The sequence below is a fragment of the Pseudomonas sp. NyZ480 genome (genome assembly GCF_029537255.1).
Taxonomy (GTDB): domain Bacteria; phylum Pseudomonadota; class Gammaproteobacteria; order Pseudomonadales; family Pseudomonadaceae; genus Aquipseudomonas; species Aquipseudomonas taiwanensis.
Map to the genome: position 1 here is coordinate 1,627,754 of NZ_CP120626.1, position 23,644 is coordinate 1,651,397.

The following is a 23,644-nucleotide window of genomic DNA, read 5'->3' on the forward strand; positions in this document are numbered from 1 at the left end:
GCTTCACAACCACAGGTTCAGCAAGCGGGCGCCCTGGCTGGGCGGGCCGGCCAGCAGCGCTCCTGCCTGATGGGCAAAGCCCTGGCCATCGCTGCCTTGTTCCCAGAACTGACCACGCATGAAGACGCTCATGCTGCTCACGCTCGCGTCTGCGGCTTGGGTCAAGCGCTGCCAGGCGGTTTGTTCGCTGACTTCACCGCGTTGCAACGCCAGCGCCGCGGCGGCCTGCTGATGCCGATTGCCGCGCCACGGCGTCTCCCAGCTGCCTTTACCGCTCAGGAATACCGGGTTGGCGATGATCTGCACCGATTGTCGTGCCAGTTGCTGGTGGTTCGAGGGATACCAGCTGTCGCTGCCTACCAGCACGCCAAGGCGTCCGGCGGGTGTCTGCACCACGTGCAAGGGTTGCTGGCGGCCATCGTGAATGTAACGGCGCGTCTCGCTGTCGGGAAATTGCTGGCGCTGGGGCTGGCCCAGCGGCGAGCCATTGGCGGCGAACACGACGCTGCTGTTGAACAGTGGGCCACTTCCGGTGTGCAACACTCCATCCTTGATATACGGGGCCGGCAGCACGATCGAGCCGGCGACCAACGTCACCCCGAACTCCTGGGCCAGGCCGCCGAACAGCAGCTGATAGTCGCTGGCCATCTGCTGCGCTTTCATGCGCAGGTGTGCATCGGTACGGCGGTCATCGCCGCTTGCGCTAAGCATCGCCATCGCATAGCGCAGCGGGTTGCTCAGTTCCAGCCATTGCAAGGCTTCCTGGCTGCGAGTGACTTGGTACAACTCGTTCTTCTCGCCCCGTGCCCACAGCCAGGTGCCGATGTGTTCGGGTAGCACCACCACCGTGCGGGGGCCTACCAGGCCTTGGGCGCGCGCCTGTTCCAGGTAGGCCGAAAGCTTGCGGTGCAGGCGTTGCAGGTTCTGGTAGTCGCTGGGGTAGAGCAGGGGCTCCACGCCCAGCAGGTTGCCGTTGTCGCCCGGTACGCCATGGTTCAGCGCCAGCTCGATGCGCAGGTCCGAGAGGTAATGGCCTTCCGGTCGTTGCAAGGTCCAGAAGCCGTAGCCGCTTAGCGCGGCAATCATTACCAGCGCCAGGGCGCTTGCCAGGAGTTTTCGCATGAAGCCTTACTGTTGGTTGAGGGGCGAAATGGTCGTGCAGTGAAGCAGAGCATTCGCTGCAGCAGCGTGCAGTTGACAGGAAGGTTAAATGATCGGCGGTCTTGAGGGTAGGGCTGGCGATCGAAACCGGGTCGATGCCCGACCTGCCGCCTGGCAGAGGCGGCAGGTTGGAGGGGTAGAAAATCCAGCGTCAGACGGCTTCGACCTTGGTGCTGGCCGCACCCCGGCGCAGGCTCCAGAAGCCCCAGGTGAGGCCAATGACGGCGGCGATGACCGAACCGGACAACACCCCGAGTTTGGCGGCACCCAAGGCGGCTGGATCGGCGTAGGCGAGGTTGGCGATGAAGATCGACATGGTGAAGCCGATACCCGCCAGCAAGCCGATCAAGGTGATACCTGCCCAGGTCACACCGGCAGGCAATGCGCACCACCCCAACCGGACCATGAGCCAGCTGACACTGACGATGCCCAGCGGCTTGCCGAGTACCAGTGCGACCGCTACGGCAGTCATCACCCAGTAAGGCCCTGGAGCGGACAGGTCGACACCCGAGAGACTGACGCCAGCATTGGCAAGGGCGAACAGCGGCATGATGGCGTAGGCCACCCAGGGGTGCAGGTGACCTTGCATGCGCACCACCGGTGCGACCAGTTCGCGTTGTGCCAGGCGCAGACGCTTGAGGGGGTCCATCAGTTGATGTGGATCCTGCTCCGGGGTCTGCGCGCGGCCCAGCAGTTCACCGGTGAATTGCGAGATCGCCTCCAGCGGGCGCTGACGCATGGGCATTGCAGCAACGGGGGTCATCAAGCCGAGCACGACGCCGGCCAGGGTCGGGTGGGCACCGGTCATCAGGATGCCCAGCCAGGTGATCAAGCCTGGTATGACATAGGCGTATGCCGACCCGACGCCTATCTTCTGCAGCCCCACCACCATCAGCAGGCCAACCGCAGCCAAGGCGAGGCCGCTGTAATCGAGGCCGCCGGAATAGAAGAAGGCGATGATCAGCACGGCGATGATGTCGTCGATGATCGCCAGGGCCAGCAGGAAAACGCGGACATTCGCGGGAATCGACTTGCCCAGCAGCGCCAGGACGCCAACGGCGAAGGCGATATCCGTCGCGGTGGGTACCGCCCACCCTTGTTGCTCGGCTGGCGCATGGCCGAAGCTCAGGTAGATCAGTGCCGGGATCGCTACACCACCGATGGCAGCGGCCATGGGCAGCGTGGCCTGGCGCAGGCTGGACAGGGCGCCTTCATGGATTTCACGGCGAATCTCCATGCCGACGACCAGGAAGAAAATGGTCATCAGGCCGTCGTTGATCCAGAAATGCAGCGACTGCGAGACCACCAGCGAGCCGATCCCGAAGGAAACAGGCGTGTGCCAGAGTGCGTCGTAACTGGCGGCAGCGGGGGAGTTTGCCCAGATCAGGGCGGCGATGGCAGCGACCAGCAGGACCACACCACTGACAGCTTCGATATGCAGGAAGCGTTCGAGGTTGGCGAAGGCATGGGCAGCCAGTTGCTGGGCACGGGTTAGCTTGGTTTTTTGCATAGGCGCAAGAACTCCCGCAAGGCGGCCCGACCTGCGTGTCCATTTAACCTGCGTCACTGCCTCATGCAGCTAGCACCCAGGGCGCATTGTACAGGAGTGCGCCGCCTTCAAGGAAAAAAGAACTCGCCATGAGTTCACGCCAAGGCGTGGTGCGGCCTTGTTCATAGGCTTTGGCAGCCCTGGCTGCACTATTTTTTTACATCGCGTTTCCGATCATCCCCGGGGGCCACGAACGATGGCTTGCGCGCCCGGGTCGCCTGCTACGGCTGGCACACCAGGCGCTGGCGTTCATAATTCACCGCTTTGTCCCGTTCGGGCAGGTGATACGCCGCCACACACTGTCGGTCGCTCCACTTGATGGTCAGGCTGCCCTGATCCTGCTCCAACAGCACCAATGCCTTGCCGCTTGGGTCGGAAATCGCCAGTTGCCTGCCTTCGGTATCTTCGACCGAGGCGCCGAATGGAATCGACTGGTTACGCTCGTCGAACAGCTCGAACTGCACCCGACGCCCGCTCTTGCCCGTGTAGCGGGCAAGCACGACGGCGCCGCGTCGAGGCACCAGTTGCTGCGTGGCGTTGTCGATCTCGATGTCGCCCCCCAGATCGCGGGTATCGAGGCTGATCCAGTTGACCCGGTAGGGCTGGGCATTGGGGATCACCGCGTAGCCATTACGTCCGGTTTCCACACCGCTGTAGCTGCTGATCTTTGCACCCTTCACCCCGGGCACTTCGGCCAGTGCGAAGGTTTCGCTCAGCGTCTGGCCGAGGTTGATGCCACCTTGGTGGGCGACGACGGCCCCGGCGATGTTCAGGTTCTGCGAGTCGTAGCCGCGTCCCTGGCTATAGCCCAGGCTGATGTCGGCGACCGAGGTGCGGGTATTGAGGTTGGCCGATGCCGAGCTGCCGCTGGTGCGGCTGTGCCCGCCCTGGATCGAGTAGAAGGTGTCGCTGGTCTCCGAGAGATAACCGTTGACGCCAGCCTGGGTGGTGTCATTGCCTTTCTGCGTGCTCGTGGTGACGAACGCCCGAGGTGCACGGGCGCGGCTGCCGAGCGGGAACGACACCGATACGTTGAACTGGGTATCTTCCCCAGAAGGGCCTGAAGTTCCCAGTTCCTTGGTGCGGCTGACGTCGATGTTGTAGGAAACTTCGCCCCAGTTGTTGCTGTAGCCTGCGGACAGACTCTGCGAGCCGCCTCGGTTCCAGTAGCGCTGGTCGGTGGCCGTCAGGTACAGGCTGCCGAAGGCGCGGTTGCGGCCCAGACTCTGGTTGATGGTCAGGTCGGTTCGGGTCTTGGAGTTGCCGCTGCGTTTGACCAAATCTGTGCTCATGTCCTCGACATGCTGGGCGAGGGTGCGGTAGCCCTCGGTGGAGTAGCGGTAGGCGGCCAGTGTGAAGTTGGTGTCGGTGCCGGTGAATGTCTTGGCGTACAGCGCCCGCAAGCTGTTGCCCTGGGTGGTCTGGCCCTGGGCCTTGCTCGAGGAGTGGGTGACATCCAGCGAGAATGCGCCCAGCAGCGTGTTCAAACCGCTGCCCACGGCCAGTGCCTTGTAGTTGTCGGTGGCTTGCAGGCCGACGACGCCAGTCAAGGTGTTGGACAGGCCGTAGGCCAGCGTCGTGCTGAGCATCTGCGGCCTGGCCAGGCCCTCGGTATTGCTGTTGTAGCGTCCGGCGGAGAGGCTGTACTTGACCTGGCCATCGCGGACCATGAGCGGCAAGCTGGAGAATGCTTGCGTGCTGACCCGCCGGCGACCGTCGGCCTCGATGATGGTGACCTCCAGGTCGCCATTGGAGCCGCTGGGGTAGATGTCGCTGATTTCGAATGGGCCGGGCGGAACGTTGGTGGTATAGAGCACGTAGTCGTTCTGGCGAATCTCGACCCTGGCACTGGTCTGGGCTACACCCCTGACCACCGGCGCGTAGCCGCGCTCGCTATCGGCGCGCATGCCTTCGTCCGAAGCCAGTTTCAGGCCCCGGTAGCGCACGCTGTCGAACAGGTCGGTGTCGCTGAAGATGTCGCCTGCGCTGAACTGGCCCTTGAGCGCCGTCACGTCATGTTGCACATAGCTGCGGTTGCTCTTGAAAGTGTCCGGCCGACCGGTACCGCTGCTGAAGTTCGACTCGTTGCGCAAGCGCCAGCTGCCGAGGTTGATACCGTTGCGCAGGCTCAGGTTGTTGTTGATGCGGGTCTGGGCATCGCCGGCGCTGCGGCTGGTATTGAATTGATAGTTCACGAACGCTGCGGACACCCCGGCATCCCACAGCTGCGGGTCGACATAGCCGCGCAAGCCACGTTTCATCGCAACCTGCGGAATGCTGGCGGACAGGCGCAGGTGATTGGAGTCGTAGCTCAAGCTGGCCTGGTCGATCAGAGTGGGCAGGTCGTAGCACGCCTGGGCGTCAACCAGACGACCTTGGGCCTTGAGCTTGTCCATGTCGATGCCCAACTGTCCGAGCAGCTCCAGGGTCAGGCAGGGTTCCACGACCCCGGTCTGGGGGTTGCGGTTGAAGTCGATGTCACGCCGGCCCACCAGCACGTCGTTGCTGTAGAGGTCTACCCGATAATTGCCCGGCAGCACGCTGTTGGCCGACAGCAGCAGTTGCAAGTCGACCGCCGATTGCGCGCCCTGCAGGAAGGTGGTGTTGAAGCCTTGCAGGTGCGGGTCATCCTGCGCCGCTGCCAAGCCGGGTAGCGTGGTGCAGATGACCAGTGACAGGGCGTTGAGCTTCCAGGCCGGACGAAACGTGCCGCCATTGAGCGCGCGCACGCCTGCAGCGGCGCCGACTACGGAGCGGGAGGCGATGGACAGAGACATACGAGGAACCTATTTCATGTCCCGGCACGGGCTGGGCACGGGGAGGCCGCACGGGACCAGACGCGTGAGGTGTGGGCGCTACGGTTTCACAGGGCGATGGCGGGTTCGGCAGGCTTTGCGCTACCAGGCTGGGCAGTGTTCAACTGCACGGAATATTCATGTTGGGCGCCATAGTCGTTGATGCTCTTGAACGTGAGCGTCAACGGGCCCTCCACCTGGGAAAGTGCCGAGCTGAATGTCCTGTTTGCACGCGGGGCGATCATGGTCGAGTCGACGCTGAGCACAGTTTGCTTTCCGCGTTTGAGTTCGATATCGGCCATGGACACATGGAACAGGCTGGGGTTGTTTACAGTCAGTTGTGCGTGTCCGCCGCGTTGGGTCAGTTGCCAGACCAATTGCTCCGGTGCCAGCAGTGCATTACCGGGCAGGTCGGCCGGGCGAAAGAAAATTTTGATACGTTGACGCACCGCCAGTTGCAAGGTATTGGCCTTGGTACTGGCTTGCGGGATTTCCTGGACATTGAGCCAGACCACCGATTCGCGATCGGTCGGCAAGCCTTGGCCTTCATAGAGAATACGCAGCAGTTGTTCCTGCTTGGGCATTACCCTGGCCAACGGTGGTGTCACAGCGAACGGCGCGGGCGCTTTGGCGCTGTCGCCGCTGTCTATCCAGGATTGCACCAGGACTTCCTGGTTGCCATTGCGCACGATGACATTGGCTTCCTTGTGAGCACCGTCGAACATGACGCGGGTGGCGCTCAGGGAGATGCTGGCGGTTGCCTGGGCGGCAACGAGCATGCCCAGCAACCCGAGAACGGGATACATAGAACGACGCAACATGGTGGATACCTTGCGGGACGAAGGAGTGGCGAGGCTGATCAGCCTCGCCCAGGGAGCAGCTGCGAAGTGATTACTCGTACTGCAGGATGAACGGCAGGGTGGCGTCACCACGACCGGCAGTGGCGGTGCCCGCTGCGCCGGTGGTCACGTAGGCCGCGGAGAAGCTCAGGGTAGCGTCGCCGCCCTCGGCGCCCGTGCCGTGCACTTCGCTCTGGATCTTGGCGGTGGCGGCCGAGCTCAGGTCGATCAGGTTACCGTTGGGGTCGAGCAGGGCGATGCCGACGTTGGCGGCGGTGCCGGTGCCCTTGGTCAGGGCCAGGACCTTCTTGCCAGTGACCAGGCCCGAGCCGCCGCTGTTGGCATCGAAGACCATCGCCACCTTGGTGCCGACGTTGCAGTTGACGTTGAGGTTGAAGTCCTTGCCGGTCACGCGGCCCGAAGTTGGGTTTTCGGCGGTGCCCATGTCCTTGATCGAAACGGTGCCCATGTCTACGGCAATCATACGGTCGGCGTTGGCGCCATCGACCGAGCAGGCGTCATTGTTGATCACGCCGGTGAAGGAAATCTTGCCGCTGCCACCCTTGACCGGTCCGGTGGGCTCGGCGGCCAGGACGCCGGCCGAAGCGGTGATAAGCGACAGGGTCAGTGCGGCCAGGGAAAATTTTTTCATATTAATGTCCACGTGATAGTGAGTAAGTGCTGCAAGTTAATGCACGCTCACGATAAGTCAGGTGGTTTCCCTGGCACATCAGACGAATCTTAATGGCCCGACAATGACAGTCGTTAATTAGTTGAAGATATGACTCGCCAAGCAGTATTCCAATAACTCCTGGTCGCTGTTTACTTCAAGTTTGCGCATCGCTGAAACTTTCTGCGCACTAATGGTCTTGGTGCTGCGGTGTTGACTGCGGGCAATCTCGCTGACACTTTGGCCGGCAACGAAAAGACGCAGTATTTCGAATTCCTTGGGGGACAGGTTTTCTACCCGTTGGTCGATGGCGGTGGTGCAGGCGAGCACCGAGTGCCTTGCCGGTTCCGGCGCCCGGTAGGTGCTGTTGCGGGCGAGGGCATTGAGCGCCTTTTCAATCTCACCGTGCAATTGGTTCTTCTGGATGACGCCGTAGACGCCCAGTTCTTGCAGCCGTGTCAGGATCAGGGGGTTGGAAATCATGGTCAGCACGAGAATGCGGACTGCGGGATAGTGACGTTTGAGGTAGTCGATCAATTTGAGGCCGTCACCATAGGGGGAGTCTGCCGGCATGTTGTAGTCGGAGATGACCATGTCCACCGGGTGGCGTTCGAGCAGTTCGATCAGCCCTTGCGAGCAGACGGCCTCGCCGACCACTTCAAAGCGTGGGTCTCGCTCGACCAGTTCCCGGACGCCGAGCAGCACGATGGGATGATCGTCGGCGATAATGACCTTGAGTTTTTCCATAAAAGACGATCCGTTAGCCGGTGCGGATGGGAGGGTTGTTTGCAGGCGTTGTCAGCGCTGAAATTGATTCTATGCGAGGGTATCTAGCATTGCAGAAAGCCTGTCCAGTACCCCCCGCAGGTTCTCGGTCAGGGCCGCATCGATCGGCGAGTCGACCAGCGCGTTCTCCAGTGCGCAACACTGTTCGGCCAGGGCCTTGGCCTGTACCGCGCCCAGGGCGCCGGCGATGCTGTGCAGGCGTTCGCCAAGGCGCTGGTGGTCACGCTGCTCAAGCGCCAGGCGCAACTGTTGCATGTCCTGGCGCATGGTGCTGACGAACAGTGCGCGCATCGTGGCGGACAGTTGCACGGTCTCGATGGTGGACGGTGCGGGTCGCTCGCTGGAGCTTTGCGCTTGTGCGCGGCTGGAGCTGTCAGCCAGGGTTGGCCGGCACAGGCGGACCAGATGGCTGCGCAAGGTTTGCAGGCTCAGCGGCTTGACCATCCAGGCATTCATTCCCACCTCGATGCAGCGCTGGCCCTCCTCTCGCAGCGCATTGGCAGTGACGCCGATGATCGGTAGCCTTGCGTCATGCTGGCGCAGGGTCCTGGCCAGTTCGTAGCCATTCATCAACGGCATGTTCACGTCGGTGAGGACCACGTCGAAAAGGCCCGGCTGCCAACGTTGCATGGCTTGTTCGCCGTTGGCCGCCACTACCGTTGTGCAGCCCAGCGCTTCGAGTTGCTCCTGGAGAATCGCCTGGTTGATCGGATTGTCCTCGGCCACCAGGATATGCAGGCGCAGGGCGGCGCTTTGCTGCCGCGCCGTGTCCTGGCCCTCGGGTGCGCCGCCCTCGCGGATCCGGGCAACGGCCTGGGCGATGGCACGTATGTCGTGCAGGTCCACCCGCCAGCTACCGTCGCTGAAACTGGCGGGCACCGGGCCGTCGCTGCTGGCGCAGATACGCTGGCCATGCCAGTTGATGGCGTCCGGACAGTCGAGCAGGTCCACCAGCAGGGCCTGGTGATTGTCTTTTTCCATGGGCGGAATCGTCAACGTGGCGCTGATACCCAGGCGTTGCAGCCAGTCGACGCCGTGCTGGGCAAGCTCCGGGATCGGTGCGCGCACGTACACCGGGGTCGGGTCGGGCGCGACCAGCGGGCAGTCGCTCAACTCACCCGGGGCCAGTGGCAGGCTTACTTTCAGGGAAAAACTGCTGCCCAGGCCCGGCTCGCTGACGACCTTGATCTGGCCGCCCATCATGTCGGCCAACCAGCCGCAGATCGGCAGACCCAAACCGGCACCGCCCTCGCTGGAAGCGTCGACGACTTGGTAGAAAAGCTCGAAGAGCCTGGCCTGCTGCGCTTGTGAAATGCCGATGCCGGTATCGGCGACCTGCCATTGGAGGCTGACCTGGGTGTCGTCGAGCGCCAGCACGCGCGTGCGCAGCACCACCCGGCCGGTGTCGGTGAACTTGATGGCGTTGCTCAGCAAGTTGTTGAGGATCTGGCGGATGCGTATCGGGTCGCCGACCACCTGGGCTGGCAGTCGGGCATCGTGGCAAGCGTAGAGCAACAGTCCCTTGCGCTCGGCGAAGGCGCGGTAGGTGCGCACGGTATCTTCGAGCATGTCCAGCGGGCAGAACGTGACTGGCTCAAGGGCCATCTGTCCGGATTCGATCTTCGTCACGTCGAGCACGTCGCTGATCAGTTGGAACAGGGTCGCCGAGGAACGTTGGATGGTGTGCAGGTAGCCTTGCTGGCGGGCATCCAGGTGGGTCAGGCCGAGCAACTCGAGGGTGCCCAGCACGCCGTACAGCGGCGTGCGAATCTCGTGGCTCATGGTTGCCAGGAAGAGGGTCTTGGCGGTGTTGGCGGCGTCGGCGGCGCGGCGCGCCTCTTCCAGCGCCTGGGCGTCCTCGACGTGGCGGGTGACGTCGTTGAATGCGTAAAGGCGTACGTCTTCGCCATGGTAACGGGTCGACACGAAGCCGACCTGCAAATGGCGGCCCTCGACCTGCAGGTAGTGTTCGCCGCTGCGGGTACTGCCCAGTGCCGGGGCGAGAGTGCTGACCAATTCGCGGGTGCCTTGCCATTGTTGCGCGCGCTGGTTCTCCAGCAGTACCTCGTTGTCGGCGCTGCGAACCACGCACAGGCCGGTCGGCGCGGTGTCGATGACCACCCGGCTGAAGGCCTCGCTCTCGGCGATGGTCTCGTGTGCTGCGCGCGCAGGCAGGATGACCTGGCGCTGGTACCAGCGGATGGCCACCCGGCCCAATCCGACCAGGACGAGGAAGGTGGCGGCGAGGCTGGCCAGCGACCAGAACGCGTAACGGAAGAAGTGCCGGTAGGTCACGGTGTAGACCGCGCTCCAGCCACCGTTGGCTTGCTCGTGAAGGCGGAAAACCAGGCCTTCGGGCTTGATGTTGAGGCCTTCATGCACCCCCTCAAGAGGCATGGGCGTGCCGACCAGCACCTCTCCGGACGGAGCAATCAGGTTGAAATGGTCATACACGGTCCAGGCCATGATGCGTTCGAAGTCGTCGATCTGTGCCAGGTCGACCAGCGACGCCACTTGCAAATGTTGGCCGCTTGCCTCAGTCGGGCGCAGGGCGATGCTGGCATAGGCCAGTACCCGCGGTGGGGAGTCCTGGTCCGGCTGTTCGACATAGCTGCGCCAGACGATGCCGGCGCCCTGGTCCAGGCCTTGGGGGCGCCGCGCCGCGACCTGCCTGACCACGTCGATGAAAGGCTCGTCCACGTCCTGGGGCTTGCCCCGACTGCGGCCGGCGGCGGGAACCGTGATGTCGTAATGGGCATCCGGCGAGAACAGGAACACCTGGGGCGATCGGTAGGGGGAGGCCGACCAGAACATGCTGTAGAAGCTGGCCAGGTTCGCACCCTGGCTGAAGATGCTTGCCACCTGGTTGCCAGCGAGGCTGTGCGAGTCGAGCTTGAGGCTGAATGGCAGGGAAAATGGAAATGCCTGGCCTTTGTAGATGTCCGGTCCTTGGTCGGGCAGTGGTGTCAGCACCGGTTCGAGCGCACGTGGGTGGTCGAGCAACTCGCCCCTGGCGCTGCGTAGCACGAGGGCCTCGAGGAAGCTTTCCTGTTCCTGGATGTTTTCCATCAGCCGGGCGAAATGGATGCTGACCGTGTCGTTATGCTCGTCGACCAGGCGCTCGATGGACCAGAGGCTGAAGCCGGCCAGCAGCAGCGCCAGGCCAAGCAGAACGGTCATGCCTTTGTTCAGTCGCAGGGAGCTGCGAGCCAGGTTTTCCAGCAGGGCGTTGTATTGTTTCATGAAAGAATCCGGAAGACCTTGGGGGCATCGGTACCCTAGGGATATTACCTCTGATGCCCGGCCGGCGCCGTGAGTTACAACAGTTCAGTAGGCTGACGGCGGACCGTCGCTGTGCAGCAGGCGCTGGAACTGTTCAGCCGAGACGGCATGGGAGATCAGGAAACCCTGAACCTGGTTGCAGTCTACCTTGCGTAGCATCTCGAGCTCCTGGGGCGTTTCGACACCCTCTGCCACCACGGTCAGCCCAAGCTTGCGCCCCAGGGCGACGATGCTGGCCAGGGCCGAAGCCAGGCTCTCGCTTTCATCGCAGCGCTGCACCAGGGCGCGGTCGATCTTGAGCTCGGTGAACGGCGTCGAGACCAGGCTCAGGTACGAGCTGTAGCCTTTGCCGAAGTCGTCCTGGGACAGGCCGAACCCCTTCATGCGCAAGCGGCAGGCGCCTGCATAGAAATTGCTCAGCTCTTCGGGAACTGAACATTCCATCAGCTCGAAGCACAGCTTGCCGGGCACGCCTTGGTGGTGCAGGACGAACTCCAGCAAGCGGTCGGCCAGGTCATGGCTGTTGAGCAGGTGGGTCGGCAGGTTGATCGAGACGGGGATGTCATAGCCTCGGTCACGCCACCGTGCCTGGGCATCCATGGCTTGCTTGAGCATCACCCACAGCAGCCTTTCCTCGAGGCCGAAGGCCTTGATCGTCGGTAGGAAGGTGCTTGGCAACAAGACTCCTTGGTCCGGATGCATCCAGCGCACCAGCGCTTCGGCTGCGACGATGCGGCCATTGTGCAAAGACTTCTTGGGCTGGAACCAGGCCTGGAAGGCTCGGTTGTTCAAGGCATCTATCAGTGTCTGGCGATCGAACTCGAGGGCTGTCGGGGCCGCCTGGGCCGGAGCCTGGTGGTGCAGTTGCAACTGGTCGATCAGGCTGCGCAGCGCAGCCGGCTCGACTGGCTTGGAAATCAGCCCAAGCACGTCCACGCCAAGGTTCTTGGCCACCAGGCTTGCAGCCATGAGCATGCGCCGCGAGGCCGCGCTCATGATCGCCAGACCGGGTTTGTGGCGAAGGCCAGCCAGGTGCTGGATAAACTGCACGCCATCCATGCCAGGCATCAGCAGGTCAGTCAGGACCAGGTCGAAGTCGCGCAGTCGCAGGCGCTCCAGCGCTTCCTGGCCATCCCGGGCTGCCTCCAGGTTGAAGGTGCCAAGCTCGCTGAACAGGTGTTGCAGGTACATGTGCTGGAAAGGGTGGTCTTCGACGATCAGGATGTTAAAGGACTTCATGGCGGCTACCTCGATACGGGGCCAGGCAGTTGAACAACACTTGCAGGTTGAAAGGCTTGATCAGGCAGCGGTCCATGCCAGCGGCCAGGCACAGTTCTTCCTCGCCACGCAGTGCATTGGCGGTGGCGCCGATGATGGGCTGGGCGCAGCCCAGACCGCGCAGGGCTCGGGCCAGTTCGTAGCCGTTGATACCGGGCATGTTGACGTCGGTCAGCACCAGGTCGAAGTGCTCGCGTTTCCAACTTTGCAGGGCCTGCTCGCCATCGCTGGCCAAGCTCACGCTGCAGCCGAGCTCCTCGAGCTGGTCGCGAAGGATCAACTGGTTGATGAGATTGTCCTCGGCAACCAGCACGTGCAGCCCAAGCGGCTCCGGCGCGCGAACGTCGGGTACGGCTTCGTGCCTGGCACTGCGCAGGCCCTGGGCCTGGGCGACGGCATGGTGCAGGGCGCCCAGGTCGTTGAGGTTGACTTGCCAGTGACCGGCTTCGTGGCGGGCTTCCCAGCATCCCTGGGCGCTGGCCAGGATCCGCGGGCCAGGCCATTCTCCGACCAGGCAGCGCTCGACGCTGCCTGGATGCAGTTCGACCAGCAGTTCGCCGGCCAGGGCGCAGCCCGGCGCACCGACCTGGGCACGAGCCCCCCAGCGACATAACCAGCCAGCGATGGCTTCTGCCAGTTCGCGCGCCGGCGATACCACGTGAATGCGCTCTGCCAGAAGATTGAACGGGGCATTGCTGCGGCCGGACGCCACTTCCAAAGGCAGGGTCAGGCTGAAGCTGCTGCCAAGGCCCAACTCGCTTACCAGGCGCAGTTGGCCATTCATCAATTGGGTCAGCCGCTGGCAGATCGGCAGCCCAAGGCCTGTGCCGGGTATGACCTGGGTATGGCCCTCGGTCTGGTAGAAAGGGTCGAAGATGAACGGCTGGTCCTGTTCGGCGATGCCCTTGCCCGTGTCCGAGACTTGCCACAACAGGCAGGAGCGCTCGCCATCGCGGTTGAGCAGCCGGACCCGCAACACCACGCGGCCGCAATCGGTGAACTTGACCGCATTGCTCAGCAGGTTGTTGAGGATCTGGCGGATCCGGTTGACGTCACCGATCAGGTGTTCCGGCAGGCGCGGGTCCAGACAACTGTAGAGCAGCAGCCCCTTGCTCCTGGCCGCCGCGCTGTAGCCCTGGATTACCTCGCGGACCAGCTCCAACGCACTGAACTCGCTGAGTTCGAGGGCCAGTTGACCTGCCTCGATCTTGGACACGTCGAGGACGTCGCAGATCAACTGCAGCAAGGTCGAGGAGGAGCCTTCGATGGCTTGCAGGTAGTCGCGCTGCTGGGCGTCCAGCGCAGTACGCGACAGCAGCTCCAGGGTGCCCAGCACACCGAAGAGCGGCGTGCGGATCTCATGGCTCATGGTCGCCAGGAACTGGGTTTTCGCTTCGTTGGCCGTGTCGGCAGCGCGCCGGGCATCCTCCAGCGCGGCCTCGATCTGCTTGCGCGCGCTGATGTCGCTGAATGCGCACAACAGAACCTGCTCGCCCTTGTAGCGGGTTGGCGAACAACTCAGGTACAGGTGACGCCCTTCGGCGCTCTCGAAATAGTCGCTGTACTGGCCTTCGTCTGGTTCGAAGACTTTCTCTATCCATTGCGCGCTGCGCGCGTCCCGTGCCTGGCCTTGGCCCAACCACTGCTGGGCCAGGTGATTTTCCAGCACGACCTGTCCATCGCTGCGTCGCAGCACGCACAGGGCCACAGGTGCTGTTTCGATGACATCACGGCTGAACATCTCGCTTTCGACCAGTTCGCGGATACGTTCGACCGTTGGGGTGAAGAAGCGCTGGTCGAAACGCTGGATCAGGACTCTTATCAAGGTGATGCTGAGCACGCAGAACAGCAGGGCACCGAGCAGTTGCTGCCACACGCCGGCGAGGATCGCGGACAGGCCGATCGCGTATACCAGTTGCCAGTCCGAGGACATCAGCGGCTTGCTGATGACCAGGTACTCCGGCAGTAGCCCCTGGCCGACAAAGCCGAAGAAGTCCTGACCCACGGGCTTAGGTAGCGAGCGGTTCAATGCCGGGCCCTGACTGTTGGTGAACACCAGCATCCCGTCGGCGTTGAACATCATGAATTCCCCCGCGCTGGCATCCTTGAGCGATGGCGCCACCGCCTGGCTGTCGATTTCCAGGCCCAGCCAGCCGGAGTCCGCGTCGCGTTCGTCCAGGCGCAGGAAGATGAAAAGGCGCGAGCTTTGCGCGCCCTGGTCGGCCAGCCACAGTTCCCGTGGTGCCTTCACCCGTTGCCCTGCATCGCGGAGTCGGTCGAGCAGGGCGCGTGAAGGCTCCGGCGCCTGCGAGTCGACGTTGTACAGCCAGCGCATGGGGGCTTGGGCATCTGCGCCGACATACAGCAGGTTGACATGGCGCGCCTTGAGATAGGCGCACATGCGTCGTGTCAGCCACAGGCTCCAGCGCTTGCCCGGCTGGTTGCCCAGTTGCAGGTGGACCTCTTCGCCCGGTGCCAGGGGCACCGCTTGGACGCCAGGAACGGCCTGGCGCACGGTTGCGAGGCTCAGGCTTTCGAGCAGTGCCTCACGGTTGGTGAAAAAGGTATGCGCCTCGGCGATCGCACTGCTCATGGCGCCGTGGCGCCGGGCAATGTCGGTGTTGAACGTGAAGGACAGGAAATTGTAGGCCGCGCCGAGAATGCCGGCCGAGAGTACGAACGCCAGCAGCCGAAGCAGCCGGCGTGCTGCTTCGGGGTCGGAGAGTAGAGGGTTGATCTGTTGCAGATAGGCTTTGAGTCGCATCCGGCGAATTTAGGCCCGCCGCTGGCAACTAGACATCAGACGATCCTTAAACGGGCCTGGTCGCGGTGTTACTTGTAGAAAAGGTCTACCAGCGCCATGGCCTCGAACGTACCGGGGACAGGGGCCGAGCGCCAAATCAGGTCGGCACGGAACTCGTTGCGGATCAAGCCCGGTGTAGTGAGGTCCGCCAGCTTGAACCAGGTATCGAAGGGCACCGGTTGGTTGTTGTCCTGCTGGGTCAGGGCGATGCCGACAGAGCTGTTATTGCCGGGCACCAGCAGTTTGTCGATGACACTGGCGCTGCCGGCAACCGGGCTGAAGCGAGCACTGACGGCGTACGGCGTGTCGCAGGTCCTGACCAGGTCGAGGCTGAAATTGGCCGAGCTGGCGACCTGGCCGATTTGTGCCGAGCTGGCGAGGGCGCGGCGGAAATTGACCACCGAAGGTAAGATGGTCAGCTCGGGCGAACAGGGTACGAAGCGCACGTTGTTCATACCGGTGACGACATAGTTGAGGTTGCTGTCAGGCTTGGGGTTGAGTCCGCCCTTGCCGTCCAGCTGGAACACCCGATATTCACTCAGGACGCTGGCTTGTCCATCGGTCGGCGTTTCACCGTATTTTTCGATGAACACGGTGAAGGTCAGGGTGAAGCGGGCCTTGTCCCAGCCCGTGCAGTTCGCCCAGTTGCAACCGTGGAACGAGTTGAAACCGGTGCTGACCGCGCCCGAACTCTGGGTGATGGTCTTGGATCCGTAGCGAATCCCGACCCGTATGCCCTTGCCGATGCTGATTTTCGCAGGGTTGACCCAGAAATAGACGTCTTCCCGTACGCCTGTTTCGTAGTCATCGGCGCAGATGACCGGCACTGAATGTGGCGCAGATTCCCAGATGATCGTGCCGTCCGCCGCGTCGGCCGGCACCGCCAGCGCGGTACCCAGGGCCTCCTTGAACACCGACGCCTTGGAGGGGTCCAGCTTGCATGACAGCGCATAGCTGGTGGCCGGGCAGCTGGCTGCAACGAAGAGCAGGCCCAGCAGGGCTTTTCGAATTGGGATCATGGGGGGCTATCCTGTAGCGGTGTGTTCACGGCAGCGCGACGCGGTGGCGTTTCTGCAGGCCGATATCGGTGAGCTCGCTGAATGCCACACGACTCTGTGCAGGCAGTGTCGAAGGCGCTTCGAGGGTGAGCGATTCCCCTGGGCGCAGGAGGAGGTAGTCCGTAAGCGGGTATGACTGCCCGAGGCTATCGAGTTGGAGATCGATCAGCGAAACATGGAAGGCACTTGGATTGCTGACTTCGATCGAACGAGGCTCGCGCTTGCGCCATTGCAGGCCGGTGGCCGCTTCGCTGGACGAGCCTGGCAGGCCGGCGGGACGATAGAATAGCTTCAGGCGCTGGCGGATGGCGAACTGCAGGGTATCGGTTTGCGCGGGCTTGCGCGGGATCTCGAGGATGTTCAGCCAGAACAGTGATTCCCGGTCCTGGGGTAGGCCCTTGCCTGCGTACAGTATCCGCAGCGTCTGTTGACCGTTGGGGGGGATCAGCGTCAATGGCTGGACGATGGCGAAGGGTGCATCGTCGTGCTCGTCGGGTGCGCTGACCCAACTTTGCATGACCGTGTCCAGGTCGCTGCGATTGATGACGTTGAGGCTCGCTTCCTTGTTCGTTCCCAGGTAGACAAGACGCGTGCCTTCGATCTTGAGTTGGGCCCAAGCATTGGACGCCAGGCCCATCATGACGATCGCCGCCATGGCTGGGAGCAAGAGGGTACGAAGCGAGCGCGGCGACATGGTCAGGGAATGGCTCCGGTGATGCGGGTCGGGAGAGTCTCAGCCATCCTAGGCATCGCAGCGGTCGCAGGCTTTGAGACGTTTCTTAAATTGGCTTCTTTGTTTTGTGAACTACCTCACGCCCGCGGCCAGGCTGCCTGACGTTCATCCGATAGGCTCAACATTGGGTTATCGGGAGAGTGAAAACCATGGGCAGCAAGCGATTCGCATTGAGTGTTGCAGTGTGCCTCGGCCTGGCTGGTCAGGCTCAGGCAGACGCCGTCGTTGTCTCGGGCATGCTGCAGTTCACCGGCAGCATCGTCGAGCCGTCGTGCACGACCACCGCCGGCACTGGCGGCTGGCGAATGGAGGCCTGTCCGGCGCTGGCTCGTGACAGCGTCATCGGTATCCAGGGCGTGGACGATCTGGCGGTGCCGGTTCGGGCGTTACGGGTCGACCGAGGGCCTACCGTCGATCAGGCTTACAGGCTGGTCGATGAGCGCGGCGAGCCCCCGACACAAGGTCACTACGTGGTCATCCTGACGTCACCGTAGGCCTTGAATACCGTCGGCGTTCGTTCGAACCGCGTCGAAGGAAAACCTGAAGGTACGTCGGACTGCATTGAATGACCTGACGCTTCGTGTGGCGAAGCGGCTGCGCATTTTGATCAGTAAGTTGTAATTTCCGATCATTGAGCCCATTCAAACGGCTGTTTAATGTCGCAGCAGATAAACGATAGGCCCCGCCAGCGTGCGAGGTGCCTGCATTTCCGTGATCACGCCACATGGGGAACCGTTTCATGGCTGCCGACCGCTATCCGCACTTGCTGGCCCCGCTCGACCTGGGCTTTACCACCTTGCGTAACCGCACCTTGATGGGCTCGATGCACACCGGCCTTGAAGAGCGTCCCGGCGGTTTCGAACGCATGGCGGCCTACTTTGCCGAGCGCGCGCGCGGTGGCGTCGGGCTCATGGTCACGGGGGGTATTGCGCCCAACGATGAAGGGGGCGTTTATTCTGGCGCGGCCAAGCTGAGCACCGAGGAAGAAGCCGACAAGCACCGGATCGTCACCGACGCCGTGCACGCCGCTGGCGGCAAGATCTGCCTGCAGATACTCCACGCCGGGCGCTATGCGTACAGCCCACGCCAAGTCGCGCCCAGCGCCATCCAGGCTCCGATCAACCCCTTCAAGCCCAAGGAGCTGGACGAGGCGGGGATCGAAAAGCAGATCGCCGACTTCGTCAATTGTGCCGTGCTGGCCCAGCGCGCTGGATACGACGGTGTCGAGGTCATGGGGTCGGAAGGGTATTTCATCAACCAGTTCCTGGCCGCCCACACCAACCACCGCACGGACCGCTGGGGTGGCAGCTACGAAAACCGCATGCGCCTGGCGGTCGAGATCGTCCGCCGCGTGCGCGAGGCGGTAGGGCCGGCATTCATCATCATTTTCCGCCTGTCGATGCTCGACCTGGTCGAAGGCGGCAGCAGTTGGAATGAGATCGTGCTGCTGGCCCAGGCCATCGAGCGCGCAGGCGCGACGCTGATCAACACCGGCATCGGATGGCATGAGGCGCGAATTCCGACCATTGCCACCAAAGTGCCGCGCGCGGCATTCACCAAGGTCACCGCCAAGCTGCGCGGTGCGGTCAAGATCCCGCTGATCACCACTAACCGCATCAACACGCCGGAAGTGGCCGAGGCAGTGCTGGCCGAGGGCGATGCCGACATGGTCTCGATGGCCCGGCCGTTCCTGGCGGACCCAGATTTCGTCAATAAGGCCGCCGAAGGCCGTGCCGATGAAATCAACACCTGCATCGGCTGCAACCAGGCCTGCCTGGACCACACGTTCGGTGGCAAGCTGACCAGTTGCCTGGTCAACCCACGGGCCTGTCACGAGACCGAGTTGAATTACCTGCCGGTCACAAAGGTCAAGCGGATCGCCGTGGTCGGCGCCGGCCCTGCCGGTCTGGCGGCCGCGACCGTGGCTGCCGAGCGAGGCCATGAGGTGACCCTGTTCGATGCAGCAGACGAAGTGGGCGGCCAGTTCAACGTCGCCAAGCGGGTGCCGGGCAAGGAAGAGTTCTTCGAGACGCTTCGCTACTTCCGCAACAAAGTGCGCAGCACCGGCGTAGAGCTGCGCTTGAACACCCGTGTCGACGTCGAGGCATTGGTGCAGGGGAAGTTCGACGAAATCATCCTGGCGACCGGCATTGTTCCCCGTACCCCGGCCATTCCAGGGGTCGAGCACAACAAGGTCCTCAGCTACCTGGACGTGCTGCTGGAGCGCAAGCCGGTGGGCAAGAGCGTGGCGGTGATCGGGGCGGGCGGTATCGGTTTCGACGTTTCCGAATACCTGGTGCATCAGGGGGTGGCCAGCAGCCAGGACCGTGACGCGTTCTGGAAGGAGTGGGGCATCGATACGCACCTCGAAGCACGCGGCGGCGTGGCGGGTATCAAAGCCCAGCCGCATGCGCCTGCACGGCAGGTGTACTTGCTACAGCGCAAGAAATCCAAGGTCGGCGACGGCCTCGGCAAGACCACCGGCTGGATCCACCGTACGGGCTTGAAGAACAAGCATGTGCAGATGCTCAACAGCGTCGAGTACCTGAAGATCGACGACGACGGCCTGCACATCCGCGTCGGCGAGGGGGAGCCGCAGGTGTTGGCGGTGGACAATGTGGTGATTTGCGCCGGGCAGGATCCACTTCGTGAGTTGCATGAAGGGTTGGCGGCGGCGGGGCAGTCGGTTCACCTGATCGGTGGGGCCGACGTTGCTGCCGAACTGGACGCCAAGCGGGCGATCAACCAAGGGTCGCGGTTGGCGGCGGAGCTTTGAGCCACTCGCTGTCCAAGTAGTTGCGGTGGTGCTGACCTTTAGGCTTGAAGGCTGGCACCATCGGTTCGGACATGGTTTCTGGCTCGGTGCTAACGAGCGCTTTATGGGAAAGTCGCAATTTCGGTCACGTTGTGCATATCGCACCTAGGCATAAGCGGTTGTTGCGGGAGCAATGTGGGTAGGTAGGAAAGCGCCTGCTCGGTGAGGTCGGGCAGCGAGCCGCAGATCGTGGTGTGCAGGTTTATGGCAAGGCTCTACCCGTGTTGCGGCGCACGAGGAGTGGTGGTGAGCAGGGTAACGATATCGCCCAATGCCCCTGACAGCGCCATTGCATTTCCGGCCACCCATAACTTGGCGCTGCAAGTGTGCAACCGTTGCAGGCAGAGGTGACCCTCACTGACATTGGCCAGCCATCGGGTGAATACATCGATGCGCTGAGCCAGATCCTCGGCTTCCAGGGTTTCGGGAGGCGCGATAACGAACGCAGAGGATATGAGAGGCTCGCCTTCCTCAAGAGACAGGCGAGCGACGTTAAAAAATGAATCTCTATCTGTATGCAGGGGGGCTGGGGCGCGTAGGAAGATTCGTTATCTATTCGTGGAAAGGTGGCTCATGCCCCAGGCCCTGCTGCTTCGCCTGGTAAACTGCAGCACCAACCAAGGTCTCTCGCCATGTCCCCGTGCCTCTCAGAGCTACCCTCCGCGTTCTTGCAAACTTTTCATCTGCCATGGCTGCAAAACGCTGCGATCGAAGCCGCCATCCTGCGCCTGGACCTGATCGACCCGCTGATCAGCGGCAACAAATGGTTCAAGCTGCGCCACCACCTGCAACGCGCACATGAAAAGGGCGCGCCCGGCCTGATAAGCCTTGGCGGCAACCATTCCAATCACCTCCACGCCCTGGCCGCTGCCGGTAAACGCTTTGGTTTCGCCACGGTGGGGCTGCTGCGCGGTCATGCCCAGGACACGCCAACCGTTCGGGACTTGCAGGGCTTTGGCATGGAGCTGCACTGGCTTGGATACGACGGTTACCGTGCGCGCCACGAGCCCGGTTTCTGGGCGCCCTGGCAGGCTCGCTACCCGGGGTGGCACTGCATTCCCGAAGGCGGTGGCGGGTTGGCGGGCGCCGAGGGTTGTGCAGCGATCGTCGAGCAGGCACAGGCGCAACTGGGAGCGCTGGGGTGGTCAGCGTACGATGCCTGGTGGTTGGCGGCAGGAACCGGGACCACGCTGGCGGGCCTGGTACTGGCCGAGGCGGGTAGGCACGCCGTTCATGGCGCGTTGGCAGTGCCGTGGGATCATGGTGTGCCGCAGACGGTCAGGGAACTGGTCGGCGCTGACGGTTACCAGCTGCACGAAGCCTGTCGTGGCGGTTTTGCCAAGTTCGATGAGGACCTGCTGGCGTTCGTCGACGCGTGCGAGCGACACAGTGGTGTGCCGCTCGAAGCCGTCTACACCGGCAAGGCCTTGCTGGCCTTGCGCGACCAGGCTGAGGCCGGGCTGTTCGAGCCCGGCACCCGCCTGATCTTTCTGCACACCGGTGGCCTGCAGGGGCGGCGCGGTTACTTGTAGGGCAGCATGCGCAGCAGCGTGTTGTCGCGCTGCACATAGTGGTGGTACAGGCCGGCCAGTGCGTGCAGGCCGATCAGCCAGTAGCCCCAGCTGCCCACGCGCTCATGCCAGCCCTTGATGAACTTGGCTTGATCCGGGTCGGCACCGATCAGGTGTGGCAGTTCCAGGCCATAGAACGGCACCGGCTTGTCGGCGGCGCTCAGAATCAACCACCCGGCCAGCGGCAAACCGATCATCAACAGATACAGCGCCAGGTGCATCAGGTGCGCGAGGCCGGTTTGCCAGGCAGGTGGCTTGGGCACGATGGGGGGTGTCGGTCGAGTCACCCGTACGGCAAGGCGCAACCAGACCAGCACGAATACCGTCAGGCCAAGCATGAAGTGCAGGTCTTTCATCAAGTTGCGTTCGGCGCTGTCCTTGGGGAACAGGCCGCGCAACTCGATGCAGGCGTATACAGCGGCGAGCAACACCAGCATCAGCCAATGCAGGGCGATGGACAGGCGTGCGTAATGAGTCGCGGGGGTGGATGAAGCCATGGTCGGTCCTCGTCATCAGGTCGAAAAGAACGCTCTTGGCGGCGCTCGTTCCTAACTGTAACTGGTACGGGAATCTTTTTTTTGCTTTAGATCTGTGAAACTTCGTCGATACAATCCGCTGAGCGATGGCGAATAGCTATTTGCTGTTAGCTCAAGGAAGCAAGTTATACGATTTTCTACACAAGGACTCTGTGTAAATGAAACCTTTCACAGCTGCTTCGAAGGCGGCGCTGCTTTGTGCTTTATCCACTCTCATGCTGGGCGGTTGCCAGCAAACCCCCGAAACCAAACCGCTTGCCAACCTGACCATCCCCCTGTGCGTCAACGACCAATGCGCGGTCATTGACCAGACTGGCAGTTTGCTGGTGGGCCCCGATAACACTTATTCAGGCCTCTACACCGTACCTTTCAGCAATTCCTTCATTTTTGGCGATGGTGATCACTGGAGCCTGGCCAGCCGTGATGGCAAGCAGGTGATCAAAGCCGATATCACCGATGAGCTGTATACCCTGACCCCTGGCTTGTTCGGCTTTGTCCGTGATGGCAAGGTCGGTGTGATGGACGAGCAGGGCAAGGAAGTCCAGCCGGCGCTCTTCGACACCGTATATGTCGGCGGCGAGAATGACTTCATCGTTTATGAAGTGAACGAACTGCGCGGCATTCTCACGGTCAAGGGCGAGAAGGTCAGTGACCCGGTGTTCGATTCGATGTACGTGCGTGGCGCCATGAAAGGTAACTGGGTGCTCGCCAAGCGCGAAGGCGAAAGCTGGGGCTATAACCTGGATACTCGCACGCTGCGCAAGCTCGACTTCGATGACATCGTCGTCGTCGGCGACGGCCACCTGGTGGTCAAGCGCGAAGGTGCCGAAGGCTCGGGTCTGGCCGATGCCGCGGGTAACCTGGTGGTGCCTTTCGGCAAGTTCTGGCTGGGTAACCCAGGGGCTGGATTGGTGGCCTTCAAGGCCACCTACGACGGGATGTGCGGCTATATGGATTACCAAGGCAAGACGGTCATCGAGCCTCGGTATGAAACCTGCGAAGCGTTCGGCAAGACCGGTGCGATGGTGCAACAGCCGCGTACCGAGGCGGGAAGGGGCAAGGCGGGGATGATCGGCCATGACGGCAAGTGGCTGATCGAGCCGAAGTACGACTCCATTGGTGATGCGGGTACCGGCACCGGCATGATCGGTCATCGTCCGGGCTTCAGCCATATTGGCGTGATGCAGAACAGTTTCCTGGCCACCTTTGGCACCGTCGACCTGGATAAAGGCACCGTGTTGATCGAGCCCACTTATGCTGAGGTCGGTGTGCTGGCGCCTGAGCGTTTCGCCTATTCCGAGCTGCAATCGCCGCGCAAGACCGTCAAGGTCTGGGGGATGCCCGATCAGGTGCGCACTGTGGGGATGATGGATGCCAAAGGCACGGTGTTGATCAAGCCGGAGCAGTTCGTCAGGCTCTCGCTGACCGCCGACAAGCAGCACGTGCTTGCCGCCGAGGGTGAGTCCACCGACGCCAATCGCGCCCTCTACGACCTGGACGGCAAGTTGTTGGTGCCGGCCAAATGGCAGGCCATCAAAGTCGACATGGACCGCGGAGTGATCTTTGGTTATCGCGTCGAAGGGTACAACGACGATGCGGTCAGCACCTTGCGGGCCATGTATCGCCTCGATGGCACGGTGGTGTTCGACACCAACCGCTTACCGTGCGGTGCCGAGCAGGTAGTCGATGGCAAGGGCAAGGTGCTCTGGCCGACCGATGCCCAAGCCCACTGCCCCAAGGCTGAACCGGTAGCCGACGCCTCCTGAGG

General features: G+C 62.5%; 16 protein-coding genes. 4 read left to right on the forward strand and 12 right to left on the reverse strand.

The annotated features are described in order from the left end of the window. Positions 1 to 3 precede the first annotated feature (3 nt). The 11 genes from P3R38_RS07455 to P3R38_RS07505 all read right to left on the reverse strand — a co-directional run bounded on the left by P3R38_RS07455 (position 4) and on the right by P3R38_RS07505 (position 16,915). Complete coding sequence (locus P3R38_RS07455) at positions 4 to 1,122, reverse strand: nitrilase-related carbon-nitrogen hydrolase (RefSeq protein ID WP_023379471.1); 1,119 nt, start codon at positions 1,120 to 1,122, stop codon at positions 4 to 6. 190 nt (positions 1,123 to 1,312) lie between these two features. Continuing rightward, complete coding sequence (gene nhaA / locus P3R38_RS07460) at positions 1,313 to 2,671, reverse strand: Na+/H+ antiporter NhaA (RefSeq protein WP_277686959.1); 1,359 nt, start codon at positions 2,669 to 2,671, stop codon at positions 1,313 to 1,315. A 260-nt stretch (positions 2,672 to 2,931) separates the two neighbouring features. Then, on the reverse strand, positions 2,932 to 5,487 hold the full coding sequence (locus P3R38_RS07465; protein WP_186599117.1) for a fimbria/pilus outer membrane usher protein: 2,556 nt from the start codon (positions 5,485 to 5,487) through the stop codon (positions 2,932 to 2,934). 86 nt (positions 5,488 to 5,573) lie between these two features. Continuing rightward, entirely contained in the window at positions 5,574 to 6,326 is a 753-nt protein-coding gene (locus P3R38_RS07470; RefSeq protein ID WP_277686960.1) for a molecular chaperone, read from the reverse strand. Between the two features lie 70 nt (positions 6,327 to 6,396). Then, positions 6,397 to 6,996, reverse strand: a complete 600-nt coding sequence (locus P3R38_RS07475; RefSeq protein ID WP_023379475.1) for a fimbrial protein — start codon at positions 6,994 to 6,996, stop codon at positions 6,397 to 6,399. A 117-nt stretch (positions 6,997 to 7,113) separates the two neighbouring features. After that, positions 7,114 to 7,761 (reverse strand): response regulator, encoded by a 648-nt coding sequence (locus tag P3R38_RS07480; RefSeq protein ID WP_023379477.1) that lies wholly within the window; start codon positions 7,759 to 7,761, stop codon positions 7,114 to 7,116. 69 nt (positions 7,762 to 7,830) lie between these two features. Beyond that, complete coding sequence (locus P3R38_RS07485) at positions 7,831 to 11,043, reverse strand: hybrid sensor histidine kinase/response regulator (protein ID WP_027907525.1); 3,213 nt, start codon at positions 11,041 to 11,043, stop codon at positions 7,831 to 7,833. Between the two features lie 84 nt (positions 11,044 to 11,127). Then, positions 11,128 to 12,321, reverse strand: coding sequence for an EAL domain-containing protein (locus P3R38_RS07490; RefSeq protein WP_023379479.1), 1,194 nt, complete (start codon positions 12,319 to 12,321; stop codon positions 11,128 to 11,130). Next, positions 12,308 to 15,124: an ATP-binding protein gene (locus P3R38_RS07495; protein WP_104882018.1), complete on the reverse strand. Its 2,817-nt coding sequence runs from the start codon at positions 15,122 to 15,124 to the stop codon at positions 12,308 to 12,310. The genes P3R38_RS07490 and P3R38_RS07495 overlap by 14 nt, the downstream gene beginning before the upstream one ends. 68 nt (positions 15,125 to 15,192) lie before the next feature. Beyond that, positions 15,193 to 16,182: a fimbrial protein gene (locus P3R38_RS07500; protein ID WP_104882803.1), complete on the reverse strand. Its 990-nt coding sequence runs from the start codon at positions 16,180 to 16,182 to the stop codon at positions 15,193 to 15,195. Positions 16,183 to 16,207: 25 nt separating this feature from the next. Then, complete coding sequence (locus tag P3R38_RS07505) at positions 16,208 to 16,915, reverse strand: molecular chaperone (protein WP_277686961.1); 708 nt, start codon at positions 16,913 to 16,915, stop codon at positions 16,208 to 16,210. A 188-nt stretch (positions 16,916 to 17,103) separates the two neighbouring features. On the opposite strand from P3R38_RS07505, the gene P3R38_RS07510 reads away from it, so the two are divergent. The 3 genes from P3R38_RS07510 (at position 17,104) to P3R38_RS07520 (ending at position 21,301) form a co-directional block, all read left to right on the forward strand. After that, positions 17,104 to 17,448 carry a hypothetical protein gene (locus tag P3R38_RS07510; protein ID WP_277686962.1) on the forward strand — a complete coding sequence of 115 codons (345 nt, stop codon included), beginning with the start codon at positions 17,104 to 17,106 and terminating at the stop codon, positions 17,446 to 17,448. A gap of 245 nt (positions 17,449 to 17,693) precedes the next feature. Beyond that, the gene (locus P3R38_RS07515) at positions 17,694 to 19,730 is read left to right on the forward strand and encodes an NADPH-dependent 2,4-dienoyl-CoA reductase (protein ID WP_023379484.1); all 2,037 of its coding nucleotides are present in this window, start codon (positions 17,694 to 17,696) and stop codon (positions 19,728 to 19,730) included. Positions 19,731 to 20,401: 671 nt separating this feature from the next. Further along, positions 20,402 to 21,301, forward strand: a complete 900-nt coding sequence (locus P3R38_RS07520) for a pyridoxal-phosphate dependent enzyme (RefSeq protein ID WP_023379485.1) — start codon at positions 20,402 to 20,404, stop codon at positions 21,299 to 21,301. On the opposite strand, the gene P3R38_RS07525 is transcribed toward P3R38_RS07520, so the two are convergent. After that, positions 21,292 to 21,837, reverse strand: coding sequence for a cytochrome b (locus tag P3R38_RS07525; protein WP_023379486.1), 546 nt, complete (start codon positions 21,835 to 21,837; stop codon positions 21,292 to 21,294). The genes P3R38_RS07520 and P3R38_RS07525 overlap by 10 nt on opposite strands. A gap of 197 nt (positions 21,838 to 22,034) precedes the next feature. Here P3R38_RS07525 and P3R38_RS07530 point away from each other — a divergent pair, with 197 nt between their 5' ends. Beyond that, positions 22,035 to 23,642, forward strand: a complete 1,608-nt coding sequence (locus tag P3R38_RS07530; protein ID WP_041925450.1) for a WG repeat-containing protein — start codon at positions 22,035 to 22,037, stop codon at positions 23,640 to 23,642. Positions 23,643 to 23,644 lie beyond the last annotated feature (2 nt).